Origin of the sequence: Micromonospora sp. WMMA1949 (assembly GCF_027460145.1) — a bacterium.
Lineage (GTDB): Bacteria > Actinomycetota > Actinomycetes > Mycobacteriales > Micromonosporaceae > Micromonospora.
Map to the genome: position 1 here is coordinate 17626 of NZ_JAPZBG010000001.1, position 13629 is coordinate 31254.

Annotated in this window: 8 protein-coding genes and 1 pseudogene; 5 read left to right on the forward strand and 4 right to left on the reverse strand. The window is 68.1% G+C overall.

Annotation, left to right across the window (positions count from 1 at the left end):
- Nucleotides 1-496 precede the first annotated feature (496 nt).
- On the reverse strand, nucleotides 497-1534 hold the full coding sequence (locus tag O7607_RS00065) for a macro domain-containing protein (protein ID WP_269700148.1): 1038 nt from the start codon (nucleotides 1532-1534) through the stop codon (nucleotides 497-499).
- A gap of 917 nt (nucleotides 1535-2451) precedes the next feature.
- A complete protein-coding gene (locus tag O7607_RS00070; RefSeq protein WP_269700149.1) occupies nucleotides 2452-2982 on the reverse strand; it encodes a hypothetical protein in 531 nt (176 codons plus the stop codon).
- A gap of 33 nt (nucleotides 2983-3015) precedes the next feature.
- Here O7607_RS00070 and O7607_RS00075 point away from each other — a divergent pair, with 33 nt between their 5' ends.
- Together O7607_RS00075 and O7607_RS00080 are read left to right on the forward strand one after the other, a co-directional pair.
- Nucleotides 3016-4521: a 5'-methylthioadenosine/S-adenosylhomocysteine nucleosidase gene (locus O7607_RS00075; protein WP_269700150.1), complete on the forward strand. Its 1506-nt coding sequence runs from the start codon at nucleotides 3016-3018 to the stop codon at nucleotides 4519-4521.
- Between the two features lie 11 nt (nucleotides 4522-4532).
- Complete coding sequence (locus O7607_RS00080) at nucleotides 4533-7283, forward strand: tetratricopeptide repeat protein (protein WP_269700151.1); 2751 nt, start codon at nucleotides 4533-4535, stop codon at nucleotides 7281-7283.
- Nucleotides 7284-8596: 1313 nt separating this feature from the next.
- On the opposite strand, the gene O7607_RS00085 is transcribed toward O7607_RS00080, so the two are convergent.
- On the reverse strand, nucleotides 8597-9490 hold the full coding sequence (locus O7607_RS00085; protein WP_269700153.1) for an IS5 family transposase: 894 nt from the start codon (nucleotides 9488-9490) through the stop codon (nucleotides 8597-8599).
- A gap of 516 nt (nucleotides 9491-10006) precedes the next feature.
- A pseudogene (locus O7607_RS00090) lies at nucleotides 10007-10177 on the reverse strand (IS5/IS1182 family transposase); the annotation flags it as partial.
- 283 nt (nucleotides 10178-10460) lie between these two features.
- Here O7607_RS00090 and O7607_RS00095 point away from each other — a divergent pair.
- The 3 genes from O7607_RS00095 (at nucleotide 10461) to O7607_RS00105 (ending at nucleotide 13376) form a co-directional block, all read left to right on the forward strand.
- A complete protein-coding gene (locus O7607_RS00095) occupies nucleotides 10461-11789 on the forward strand; it encodes a toll/interleukin-1 receptor domain-containing protein (RefSeq protein ID WP_269700154.1) in 1329 nt (442 codons plus the stop codon).
- Nucleotides 11786-12847 (forward strand): hypothetical protein, encoded by a 1062-nt coding sequence (locus O7607_RS00100; protein WP_269700155.1) that lies wholly within the window; start codon nucleotides 11786-11788, stop codon nucleotides 12845-12847. The genes O7607_RS00095 and O7607_RS00100 overlap by 4 nt, the downstream gene beginning before the upstream one ends.
- Nucleotides 12848-13040: 193 nt before the next feature.
- Nucleotides 13041-13376, forward strand: a complete 336-nt coding sequence (locus O7607_RS00105; RefSeq protein ID WP_269706855.1) for a transposase family protein — start codon at nucleotides 13041-13043, stop codon at nucleotides 13374-13376.
- Nucleotides 13377-13629 lie beyond the last annotated feature (253 nt).

The window sequence follows — 13629 nt, forward strand, 5'->3', positions numbered from 1 at the left end:
ACCTCACGCGGCGGCGGTCTCTCGGTGGTGTCCCGCAACCCGCGGTGCGCGGAACATTCGCAGGAGGGCTGCAGCGGGTCAGTGCACCCGACGAGCGCAGACATCAGCCGCTGGACCCCGCCAGCGTCGACCGGCCACGACCAGTCCATTTCCCACGGCTCCTCCCACGGCGGGTGGAAGCAATCGTGATCAAAGCGCACCAGAAGTCCAGCACCACACTCCGGGCAGGCCACCACGCTGCTCCAGCGATAGTTGACCTCGTGCCCCGAAGCACCGTACGGGACACCCCAGCGGCCGATGAGCACAACCGTGCGCTGATCCGCCCGACAAACGACGCAGATGCCCATGGCTGCCCCTCCCCTGCCGTACACCCGCAACCACACCGTTGAAATCGACGACAACCCACGGGACGGGCAGCCGGGGGCCGGGCGACCGGCGTCACCCGGTCAAGTGTCGTAGGCGAGCGCGCCACAGTGCCGGAAGGTCGACTGCGCGATCAGGCCGGGGCGGGCTTTTTGCTGGTCACGTCGGGACAGGCGTCGAGGACGCGCCGGCAAGCGGTCAGTTCGGCCTCGGTATAGGCGAGGAACAGCACTCGCTCGGGGGCGGCGGCCGAGTGGGTCAGGTGGTCGACGGCGGCCAGCAGGAGGGTGCGGGCAGTCTCGTCCAGGTCGCCGCCTGCGGTGCCCGCGCCGACCAGCGGAAACAGGACTACCTGGGCCGGGGCGAGAGCGGTGCCGTCGGCGAGGACGGGGTGCTCGGCTGCTTCCAGGGCGTGCTGCACGGCCTGATCGAGGTCACGGATCGGGCGGTAGCCGCTGCCGGGCTGACCCTCGACCGCGGCCGAATGCACGATCATGCGTACGCCATTGGTGCGGGCCAGCTCGCCGGCCGAGGTCACGATGGCAATGCCGGGGGTCACCGGGCGGTGGTCGCGGACCGCGTCGGCCAGTTCGTCGGCGATCACGTCGTCGAGGACCCGGCCGGTCAGGTCGCGGCGGGAACCTCCGTAGCGAATGATGCCGGACATCGAGAAATCGTGGATGCGGGACATCATCAGGTCAGTGTTCTCAGAGTTGACCCAGGCGTCGGCGCTGGTTACCCGGCGTACGTCACCGGTGATGACCCCGATCCAGCGCATACTCAGGACAGCCGTGCGGCGCAGGCGATACCAGTGGGTCTCCTGACGGCCGATCACGGCAGCTCCGGCCGGTTCGGGCGGTGCGGCGGGGACGGCCCTGCGGGCGGCTGCGGCCTCATGTTTGTCCCGGTCGGCGGCCCGGTTGCCGGCCCGCAGCGCGGCGGTCCAAACGAGAAGCACGAAGGCGCCGGCTCCGCCAAGGGTCACCCCGAAGACTGTGCCGTCGGCCGTAGACGTCGGGAACAGTGAGAAGGTGACGAGCGTGGCCGTGAGGGCGGCGCATAACCAGACGAAGACGAAGAGTGTGTGGCGTACTCCGACCGAGGCTGGCCGGGTCGCCCACCAGAGGGTCGTCAGACACAGAATCAGGAAGACAGCGGCGGCAACGGTCACGACCAAGACGGGGACCTCGATTCCAGCCGGGGGTTCCCAAGGTAGCCGGTGCGTCTCAATCCGTGCGTGACGCGGCGAAGGGAAGGGACGGCCCACGCGCACGAGCCTGCAGACGGTCGAGGTCAACACCGGTTTTGCGTACGCGGTGATCGGGGCCGATGCCCAAGTGCTCGTCGGTGGTGCTGGGACGTCGGACCGAGGCGCTGGAGGCAGCGGCGGAAGCAACCGAAATCGACCGGCGTCTGGCCGACGCGGACGACCGCCTAACAAGCCGCGCTCGCGGGTTCGCTGACGAACGAAAGCAACCGGCTGCTCGAGCTGGGTCGCACCGCTGAGGCCGCAGCCGTCGCCCAGGGTTCGTCGACCTTCTTCGGAGGATGCAGGGCCACCGGGTCGACCTGGCCCGCTCAGTGCACAGGGCTCTCTGTCGCCGAGGAGGCGAGGCACAGGAAGCTGGCAGTGGCGGACGCCGCCCATCGACCGGACCTGGCCGCGTCGCTGACCCTGCTCGGCGGGCTGCTCGAGACGGGCGGAGAGACACCTGCTGCGGGAGGCCTGCGACCTCTACGACTGGTGCGTGCGGGATGGGCGACGGAAACTGCTCGGTGACCTGGGCGCGGCCCGGCAGAACTTGGCCGTCGCACTTTCGGAGGCAGGGCGCGGAGGCCGTGACGGTCGCCGAGCAGGCCGTGGAGATCACCCGGGGAGTGGCCGGCTCGGGGCTGGACAGCGACCGGGCCGCCCTTGCCAACGCGCTCAACAACCTGGGCTTCCTTCAAGACGACAGGGGCAGGTCTCGATTGCCGAGGCTGCGGTCGAGGAAGCGGGTGAGATCTATCGCGAGCTGGTCCGGCGGCATCCCGAACTCTATGAGGACGGTCTGCCGAGGTGGAGGACACGGCAGGCGAGATGCGGACCTAGCCGACCTTGAGCGGACGGATGTCGGCCTGAAGACGGGTGAGGGCGGCGCGCAGCGCGGGCAGGCCGTCCATGGTACTCGCGGTCAGGAGCAGGCGGACGGGGGCGTCGGGGCGGTGCACCAGGTTGTTGCTCAGCAACCAGGTCAACTCAGTTGTCGACCAGTCGTCGGCGCCGTTCACCATGATCACGATGCCGGGCAATGCGGCCGACGACTCGGTGGGCACCAGGTCGAGGGCCCGGGGCGTGGCCGGCTGCTGAATGCGGGCGTCGAGCACAATCCACCCGGCCTGCTCCAGCTCGGCGGCGATCGATTCGGCCACTTCACTCGTACGCGGGAAGTCAGGCCCGTACAGCCAGAGCGCGGCCAGCCGGCGGCCGGGCCACTCGTGGGTCAGGGTCTCCCTGATGATCAGGCCGTCGACCCGGGTCAAGCGGTACGACGCCCTTTCACGTCCGCGGATATGTAGGTCAGCATGCATGACCGCGTAGGCTGAGGCGCCGCGCGCGAGAAGCCACTGCTCGTCCACGCTGTCCATGATGCCCGCCGCTACGCTTGGCCTGTGAGCACACAGGACAGCGCGGACGTGGTGGTGCTGGCCGCGCTGCCGCTCGAGTACGATGCGGTCAGAAAGCACCTGCAAAACCTGACACGCTCTTCCCATCCGGCCACGGGCACGCAGTTCGAGGTCGGGTCCTTGCCCGGCGGCCCCAGTCGGGTGGCGATCGCGGTGCTGGGGCCGGGCACCACCGACGCCGCCCTGCTGGCCGGTCAGGCCATCGAGTCGTTCGATCCACGCGCGATTCTCTTTGTCGGAATTGCTGGCGCCCTGCACGATGATCTCCAGCTGAGTGATGTCGTCGCCGCCACCAAGGTCTACTCGTATCACGGCGGCTCAGTGACGGACGACGGATTCCGCGCGCGTCCTCGGTCCTACGACGCCGACCACGAACTCCTCCAGCGCGCCTACGCCGTTGCCCGCGAGCAGTTCTCCGGGCCGAGCAACCCCAAGATTCATTTTCGGCCCGTCGCCGCGGGCGAGGTCGTGCTGAATTCGCGCACGCAACCGCTGGCCGACCAGTTACGGACCCACTACAACGACGCCGCGGCGATCGAGATGGAGAGCGCCGGGATGGCCCGGGCGGGCCACATGCATCGGAAGCCCACATTGACCGTTCGCGGCATCAGTGACCGGGCCGACGGCGCTAAGGCCATCGTCGACGCCGCCGGTTGGCAGCCGCGGGCGGCCCGGCATGCGGCCGACTTCGCGATGGCCGTCATCGCGGACTTTCTTTCCGCACCGCCCAGTTCGATCGGGCGCCGGCCGGAGCGCGCGGGTTCCCCGTCCTCGATCCAGAACATTAACGCATTCGGCGCACCGGCCTACGGCGCTCTGCATGGCGACGTCTACGTGCACGAGGGCGAGCGCCCGTCCACGCCCGAGTGGCGCACGGTGAGCCGACCACTCGAGGTGGCCTGGCGGTCGAGGATCACCCGGTCGACGCTGAGTTTCGAGCCGTCCACGCTGGAAGTGCATCTCGTCCCGGCCACCCAGGCCCCGTACATCGAGGTCCGCCGCTTGGCCAGCTTGGCCGACGAACTCGCCACACACCTTCCCGCGAGAGTCGCCGTCGAGACCGACGTCGATGATCGGGGCGCCCGGGCTGTCTCGACCGATCACAGGGCCGGACCGGAAGGGCTGTTTCTCGGCCGCAACGGTCAACGTTCCGCCTGGAAACCGCTCCCCCGCGACACCATGGGCGCCCTCCTCGACGAGTCATGGCTGACCGACCACCTCGCGGCGTTGATCACCACTTTGATCAGGTTCAGTCTTCCGCATGCGGCCCGATATGCGCCGGCGCTCGCGGTAAGCCCGGCCAACATGGTGACCATTGGGCGGGCGGATCAGTTGTCACGGACACAAGCGAGCGGGTTCCTGATAAGGGACAAGCTCGAGGTGCCGCCCGAAGAATCTGTGCCGGCCGACGACCTCGACAGCCTCGCCTCCGAGGTGGCGGCCGAGCTGACCGCCCGGCTGCTGCTGGCCTTCCGCCAGAGCAACCGCTAGGGGCACAGGCCGTGGGACAGCACGTCAGCGCGGTCGAGGGATTCGCGCACGGAGTCGTCGGGGCCGACCTGCACGTCGGGGCCGACGGGGTACCGCTTTACCTGCTCGCCCGGTGGGAGCGGGTGGATACACCTCCGAAAGACTGGCTGGCCGAGCTGCCGAGTCGTCTACTCGACGCCCGGCACCGGGTAGTTCCGTTCACCGGGCGTGACGACGAGCTGGCTGCCTACCGGCGCTGGCGGGACGGCCCGGCCCCGTACGGGATCCGCTGGTTGCACGGCCCGGGCGGGCAGGGCAAGACCCGGCTGGCTGACGAGGTGGCCGCTCAGGCCCACGACGACGGGTGGTCGGTCGTCACCGCGAGTGCCGGTGCCGGGCAGATCCATGCTCCGTCGGCCGGTCCTGACCTCAGAGTGGCCAACGCCCCCGGCGTCATGGTAATTGTCGACTACGCCGACCGCTGGCCCGTCTCGCACCTGATGCTGCTGCTGGAGAATCGCCTGCTGGCGCGGGCATCGGTGCCGGTGCGGGCGCTGTTCCTCGGCCGAAGTGATGCCACCTGGCGGGGACTGTCCAGCGCACTGAACGCCGGTCACCTTGAGCTGGCTTCCGAGCGTCTGTCTCCGCTGACCGGCGCCGGTGACACCCGCCGCCACATGTTCGAGGTGGCCCACCGAGCCTTCCAGGACGGCGACGAGGGAGTTCCGACCGGCATCGGTGAGTTGCTCGCCCGGCCCGAGTTCGGCCTGACCCTGGCCGTGCACATGGCGGCCCTGGTCGCGGTCGACGCCCGTCCGCTGCCCACCGACCTGGCCGGCCTCACCCTCTCGTTGCTCGATCGTGAACAGCTGCACTGGGCCAATCGCTACGGCCGAGGCGGTCGCCTGCGGCCCGACCTGATGCGCCGGGTCGTCTTCGTCGCGTCTATGTGCGGGGTCAGGCCGTCGGCCGAGGCCGCCGGTCTGCTGAGCGACGCGTTGCCCGGCCACATCGATCCGGTGATGGCCGCCGACGACCACGCCGTCTGCTATCCCGCCGACAACACCCAACGGCTGCAGCCGCTCTATCCCGACCGGCTCGCCGAGGATTTCGTGGCGTTGACCCTGGACGGCCACGATGCCGCGCACCCGTCGGCGGCGTGGGCCGGGCCGTTGCTCGCGCGTCTGCTGGAACGCGATCCGGCCGGCTCGTCGCGACCGTGGCTTTCTGCCGCTATGTCCACCCTGGCCGCCGCCTCGCTGCGCTGGCCCCACGTCGGCGCCCGGCATCTCTATCCGGTGCTGCGCTCGGATCCCCGTCTGGCTGTTGAGGCCGGGGGCAGCCCTCTGGCCACCCTGGCCAAGGCCGAAGGGGTCGACCTGGACCTGCTCGTCGAGATCGAGCCGCACCTGCCCAAGGGCCGCCATCTCGACCTCGACCTGGCCGCGCTCACCCTGCAACGCCGCCTTGCCGACCAGCGCCTGGCCGCCGCCGACGGGCCGCGGGCGCGGGGCAACGTCCATGTCGACCTCGGCTATCGCCTTAGCGTGGCCGGGCATCGCGAGCAGGCCCGCACCGAGATGGCGGCAGCCGTCGAGGCGTACCGGATTGCGGCCGCCGGCATTCCGGCCGACCCCGACCTGGCGCACGCGGTCATGAATCTCGCGCATACCCAACTCGACGTAGGCGACCGCTCCTCCGCGCTGGCCAGTGCCGAGGAGGCGCGGGATCTCTATCGCACGCTCGCGGCCCAGGATCCGCCGGAGCACGAGCCCGACCTGGCCTATGCCTGGATGACCCTCGGAACCGTCCTCGCCGCCCTCGGCCGGCACCGGGCGGGCGCCGATGCCTGCGGCGAGGCCGTCCAGCTCTACGCGAGGCTCGTGGAGTCTGATCTCGACCAGTACGAGGGTGATCTGGCCGGGGCGCTGGGCAACCGTGGCATCTGGCTGCACGGGCTGGGCGCCTACGACGAGGCGCTGGCCGACGCGCGCCGGGCGTCCGCGATCTATCGGCGGCGGGCGGCCATCGACCCGAACGCCCACCTGCACGAGGTGGCGGCCTCGCTGGTGAACGAGGGGATGCAGTTGGACGGCCTGCGCCGTTATCCGGAGGCTGTCGAGGTGATGACGGAGTCGGTAGCCGCCTATCGCAAGCTGGCCAAGCTGCGTCCGGACTCGTTCGAGCACTTCCTCGCGACCGCCCTGAGCAACCTGAGCGAGCCGCTCTCGCACGTCAACCGCACCGCGGAGGCACTGGCCGCCTCGGCCGAGGCGGTGGAGATCCGACGGCGGCTGGCCGCGGCCCGGCCCGCCGTGTTCGAGGCCGACCTCGCCGTCGGCCTCAACAACTACGCCGTCGACCTGCTGGCCGCGGAGCGCACCGGCGAGGCGATGGACGCGGTAGCCGAGGCCGTGGCAATCCGGCGCCGGCTGGCCGCGGAAGACCGGGCGACCTACACCGAATTCCTCGCCTCCTCCTTGAACAACCAAGGCCAGGTGCAGCGGGCGCTCGGCCAGCCCGAGGGAGCCGCTGAGTCGTACGCCGAAGCGAGCCTCCTCTATCGGGAGCTCACGGCCGAGCGGCCGGCCGCGCACCGGGTCAACCTCGTCACCGTGCTGAACGGCAGCGCTCGCGCCCTGCATGCCCTCGGTCGCCACGTCGAGTCGCAGGCGGCCGCCGAGGAGTCCGTGCGTGTCTACAGCGAGTTGCCGGCCGAAGTGCGGGAACGGCCCGGCGTACGACAACTTCTCGAGGATGCCGAGGAAATGCTGTATGGCTGAGCTAGAGGAGGCGCTCGAGTGGCTGGCTGACGAAGGGCTCGGGCGCGAACCTACGCTGCTGCGACTGCCGGTTGGCATCCATCAGAAGTGGCGGATCGGGCCGAGCCGTCCGACCGAACAACTCGGCGCCCAAGGAGGACTGAACCCACGAGAACCTCTTGTCGAATCCCCTCAGGACTTGTCATTGGCTGTCAAGACGCCTTGTAACGGAAAGTAGCCGAATCCAACTTGTCGTCGATTGCCGAAATCAGGCGCTGAGCTGCACAGACACAAGCAGTCACTGGGCGCTTCCTGTCACTGATTGTCAACTTTCAGCGAGGATTGTCGGGGGTAAACGGGGGGGCCGACACGGGCGTCGCCCGTCCACCGCGTCCCGCTCCCCCATTAGCAGAACACCCGTCACCAAGGGAAATGTGCGCCTCTACCTGTTCGCTACACGCTGGCCGCAGGCATGGGGGTTCGTGTCGGTTGATCGACACGAACCGATGTCCATCTCGGGTTGCGTGTTGTTGGTGCCATCTCGATCGGTTGACGATCGCCCTACCCGGACTGCACGGGTCCCCGGGCCGCCACCGGGGACCCATCCGGTACACCGTCGAGGGCCTGAGGTGGTCGTTGAGCTGCAAGGACGTCACTAAAGACCTCACCGACCCTTGTCACTATTCGCCAACATCTGGCTTGGGTTTCGGGGGTAAACGGGGGCCACGTTGAACGTCCGCCACGTCTGACCGTCTACCCATCGTTCCTGCCAGCCTTACGTGTACCGACTGGACTTGCGGCAGCCCGTCCTCGGTCAGCACGATCGTCACCGAGACGTCACGCGGTAGCGGTCTCTCGGCGGTCTCGCGCAACGTATGGTGCGCGGGACACTCGCAGGATGGCTGCAGCGGGTCCGGGCACCCGACGGGTGGCAGCCTTCATCCGTTGGACCCCGTCGGCGTCGATTGGCCACGACCAGTCCATGTCCCACGGCTCCTCCCAGGGCGGGTGGAAGCAATCGTGATGAAAGCGCAGCAGAAGTCCAGCCCCACACTCCGGGCGGGCCATCACGTTGGTCCAGCGGTAGTTGACCTGGTGCCCCGAGGCGCCGTGCGGGACGCCCCAGCGGCGGACCGCCTTCGGCACCGCAGTGTTCGCCCTGGCGGTTGCCGGGCCGCTGCTGCTGTGGCAGGCCATCGTCGAGGCGCCGTTCACGACGGTGGAAGCGACGGCCGGAATCGTGGCCGGGGCTCGGCTCGCCATTTAGGGCAGGCTCGCGATCTTCTCAAGGGCCACCGCTACCGGGACGACCTAAGGCGTGTTTCATAAGCTGGTCAGAGCCACTCGCAGATGATGGTGATGGTCAGGACGGCCTGGAAGCGGACGGCTAACTTGTTGTAGCGGGTGGCCACGCCGCGGTGGCGTTTGAGTCGGGGCGATGCCGTTCTCGACGGCATGCCGCATCCGGTAGAGGTCTGGGTCGAACGTCGGCGGGCGTCCGCCGCGGCTGCCCTTGGCCTTGCGGTGGGCGTCCTGGTCCTTCTTTCGCGGGATGCACGCCTTGATCCCTCGCTTGCGTAGGTAGTGCGGTTGCCGCGGCTGGTGTAGGCCTTGTCGGCCAGGACCAGGTCGGGGCAGGCGCGGGGCTGGCCCACGCCGAGGCGGGTCGCGCGAATACGGCGCAGGACCGGGATGAACTGCGGGCTGTCCCCGTGGTGCCCGGCGGTCACAGTCATCGACAGGACCTTCTGTCCCTGCTCGCAGGCCAGGTGAGTCTTGGTGGTCAGCCCACCGCGTGATCGGCCCAGCGCGTGATCGGCCGGCTCGTCGTGCACGCCGCCGGGTGGTTCCTTCTGCAGGTGCCCGTCGGTGCGGGCGCCGGCGGCGTGCTGGTGGGCGCGGCTGGTCATCGAGTCCACGCTCACCGTCCAACCGATCCGGCCGTCGGCGTCGCCGGCGGCTTGCAACGCCGACGGGATCTTGTCCCAGGTCCCGTCGCGCTGCCACCGGCGGAACAGGCCGTAGACGGTGGGCCAGGGCGCGTACGCGGCCGGGACATCCCGCCACGGGGCACCGATGCGGATCCGCCACCGGATCCCGTCGATGAGCTGCCGTTTCTCCCACTTCGGCGGACGACCCGTAGCCGAAGGTGCAGGCAACAGCGGAGCCAAAACAGCCAACTGCCCTTCGGTCAGGTCATGCCGCCTCGTCACCGCTACGCTGGCCACGAGGTCTCCGGTATGACGTTCTTGCTTGGTCGCAAAACCAGATACCGGAGACCTCTTCAGTTATCGATCACCGCCACACCGTGACCTCGACACCGCCAGCCCGACTTACGAAACATGCCCTAGATCGAGGGGTTGCCAGGCCCTGAGGTTCCCCCGGCAGCTAGGAGGCCTTTCGAGGGCGCCGCTGGAAGCCTGCCGAGGTATTCAAGGGACACGCTCGCTGCATTCACTCCTCCTGATGTGACCCTGAGTCCCAACTTGGCATCCTGCCGAGTAGGCAAAAACTCGCTGTGGCTCGGGAAAGCAAGTGCCCCGAGGAGTTCCGCCGCCGGGCCGGTCGCTGGCGCCCGGCTTCGGTCGCACGACCCGCTACCTGGACCGGAGTTGGGCGTCAACCACGAGACGCTGCGCAACTGGGTCGCCCGAATGCGGCAGGAGCCGGTGACCGTGACGGCTCCTATCAAGACGTCACCCTCGGCGTACCAGGGGCACTGGCCGGATCTCCGGACACCGCCGCGTGTCGCCGTTGCGCAGGTGCGCAAGCACCAGCAGCGCTTGCCTGCCGGGGTCCAGACGCCGGTAGCGGGTGCCCCGTCGTACGCGGTGAGCGCGGAGCAGCTCGGCGAGGTGGTTCAGGCCCCGCGTGGACAGCGGGATCGTGGCAGGATAGGTCTCGCCGGCCTGCAGCAAGTCCTTCGCGCCGGCTGGCTGGCGCTAGGGGAAGCGAGCCGGCAGCCGGTCGACCGCATCCCTAACACTATCCTGGCCCTGATACCCGGCAACGTACCCTCGTTCCACGACGACGTGTTGCCGGCGCTGGTCGACGAGATGCTCTCAGGCCAACCTTTGGGCAACAACCCTGAGGACTACCTACCGGCGGCCCGGACAGGACGAAGACAAGCGGCTGGGGTATCCGGATCAGTACCTGTGGTTCTTGACGGCCACACAGGGTGCTTGCAATTGTCACCAGGTGACCGCTCCCAGTGGCCGGCTTAACGTCAAGGCATTCCTCAGCCATCGCTACCGGTCGCCTGCGGTGAACCTGCAGTTCTTCGACCTGATTGACCAGGTCGCCGATGTTCAGTTCGAGGTCGACCGAGGCCTGAAGGCGACGAGCACGACCCGCCTGGAACGCAGGATCCGCGACGTCGAGATCTTCGCTGGCATCTACTCTTTGAGCGACGATCCGTTTGAGGATCTGCCGGCCGCAGATCTGTTGCGGGCCACCCGGTACTTCAAGCTCGAGCTCGACATGGCGATGCGCTACCGCAAGCCGTCGATCCTGTTCATCGACCGCCGGTTCGGGAACAGGCTGCATGGGCCGCCGGGTTTCGTCAGCCTCCGCTACTCGGCGCAGGAGATCCTCAGCCAAGGCATGAAGACGGCACGGCGCCATCTTCGCGACGAGTTCGCCATGTTCTGCCGATCGATCGGCAACCACGCTCAGAAGCTCCCAGCGCGCGACACCGCCGCGGTCGGATTGCTTGTACCGCCAACGGGCGAGGCGCGAGGTGCTGCCGCGGCCGCCGTCGAGGGATTCAACTATGCGGTGGAAGTCCTGCCCTGGCCCATCGCCATCGACGGTGGCTTGATGGCGCAGCTCCAAAGGTGCGACTGGGTGCTAGCCGACATGAGCCAACCGTCGGCCGTGGCCGCGGTGGCGTTCCTGCGGGGCCACGGTATACCTGTCCTGCGGATTGGTCCGGTGGATGGACCACCAGACGTCGCATCCGAAGAACTGGTCTACGGCGAACTCGCCCCACACTACACAAAGGACATTATCCGATGGAGCGAGCCGGAGCGACTACAGGTTGCCCTGGAGGAGCGGATCGGGCAGATCGTAAGTGAGCCGAGTCTTATCGACAACCGGGTCGACGCCCAACGCTATTTCCGGTCGGCCGCCAAGCTAAACCACCTCGTCTTCCTCAGCTATGCGAAAGAGGATCACGAGTACGCCGATCGAATCGGCGCCGAGCTTAGTAGTGCTTTCCAAGAGGTCTTCGACTATAGGAGGCCGGCCGCGATACCGCACGGCGCACGGTGGCTTGACCACATGTTGGCCAGCTTGGCGACAGCCGCGATTGGAGTGCCTCTGCTGTCGCCGAACTATGTCGCGAGCTCGTACTGCATGGAAGAAGGGCGACGGATGATGGATGCCGCTCTCAGCGGTCGAATGCGGGTGTTTCCGGTGCTGCTTGCGGACTCGGGCGTGGACCTGTTCAGCCAACTGGAATACCGTCGTGCCACGCGGATGTCTCCGACCGAGATCGTTGCCGGCATCGTCCGGGAGGTGGCATGAGCACGCCAACGGTGGCTGTAGTGGGCAGCGTGGCGACAGAGCGGCCCTACGATCCACCGCTGCGTGACGTGGCGGTAGCCGCCCGCGCCGCCGAGGAGATCGGGCGGAAACTGGCACAGCACGGGTGCAGGCTGGTGGTCTTCAGCAGCGACGAAGACTTCGTCGAGTCCGCCGTAGTGCGCGGCTACGCCCAGTCCGGCCAGGCGAGGCCGGGGGCCATCGAGGTGCGCGGTCCGTATCGGGCTGATCCCACAGACTTCCCCGAGGCGCAAACCCACCCCGAACTCTTCGACACGCGACCCGAGCCCACACCCGATTGGGAGGTTTCGTTCTACCGGGCACTGCTGCACGTCGATGCAATCCTGCTCATTGGCGGCGGCCGGTCGACGTTCATCGCCGGGCTCATTGCGCTGTCCCGGCGAGTCGCAGTAGCGCCGATCGGCACGTTCGGAGGAGCTGCCGAGAAGGCGTGGCAACGCATGCATGGCGAGCCGGACGTCGCGTCTGAGGAAGACCTGTCGGCGATGGTGTCCAGGTGGCGTCCTGGCTCAGCAGAGGCCGTCGTTGCGTCATTGCTACGGCAGCACGAACGGCGCTTGAGCGAGCAGGAACAGATGCAGCGTCAGACAACCGCCGAGACGCGCCGTCGAGCATGGAGCCTGCTGTCCGCGTTAGTGTTCCTGGCGGCGGGTCTCGCCACGCTGCCTGCAGCCACGGCGTGGCGGCCCGGCACCTGGGCGGCGGTGACCCTGCTCGTCTTCGGGCCGCTGTGTGCGGCGGTGTCCGGGGCGCTGATTCGCAACGTCTTCGACGAGGTTGGCGAGTGGCTGCGCGCGGCGGTGTTCGGCGCTGCCGCCGGTGGACTGTCCGCAGTCCTCTTTCTCGCGGCGCAGCTCACAACCAACCCGAATCTGCTTCAGGGAGACAGCGCCGCTCGTCTCGGATACTTCGTCGTGCCAGTCGGGTTCGCTGCCGGGCTGGCCTTCGACGCCGTACTCACGAAGCTGCGCGGCACCGACGTGGTGAAGACTCACCCGGTCGATGCCGCAACGCCATGAAAACATGGTGTTTCACCCGAGTGTGTCGAGGCCAGTTCATCGCCGCTGGGCCGTCGTCCTGGTCCGCCAATCGGCCAGGGCGATTGCGTAGTCGGCCAGCGGGCCGTTGACCAGGAGTTTCAGGACGGGTTCGGCCCCATAAAGGGTAAGAAACGGGTGAGACGCATCGGTGATCAGGGGGCTGCGGCGCTTCATGACTCCGACGAAGACCTCACCCGCCGATGGCCTCATCTCTCATCCCGCACTGGCCGTAGCAGCCCCCACCTACACCGCCGAGGCCACGCCGGTCACCGACCGTGAACATAGCGAGCTGCTGCGAGCGCTCGCCGCTGTCCCTGATCCACGCGATCCACGGGGCGTGCGTTACCCGCTGACCCCTCTGCTGGCGGTGGCGGTCTGTGCTGTGATGGGCGGGCGTCGTCGTTTGCCGCGATCACCGATTAGCTGCACGACCTCGACGACCAAGCCCAGCAACGGCTCGGGTTCACCGCAGGAGTGCCGGTCGAGAGCACTGTCTGGCGGATCCTGACGCGCCTGGACGACACGCTGCTCGGCACCGTCCTCGCCAGCTGGCTGCGCACCCGCACTCCCGTCAAGGTGACCCCTCCTGGGCGGTACCCCACGGGTTCATCGCCCTCGACCGCAGAACGCTGCGAGGCGCCCGAGGAGGTGGCGGCCGCAAGATGCATCTGCTCTCCGCGTTGGACACCACACCACCACCGGGATCGTGCTTCGGACCCGACCGCCACCTACAAGGGACTGCAAAACAGCTCTGTCTCATA

Bases quoted from the DNA above. Each gene is read 5' to 3' on its own strand.
- O7607_RS00100 (WP_269700155.1), top strand. From the start codon at position 11,786: ATGAGCACGCCAACGGTGGCTGTAGTGGGCAGCGTGGCGACAGAGCGG.
- O7607_RS00105 (WP_269706855.1), top strand. From the start codon at position 13,041: ATGACTCCGACGAAGACCTCACCCGCCGATGGCCTCATCTCTCATCCC.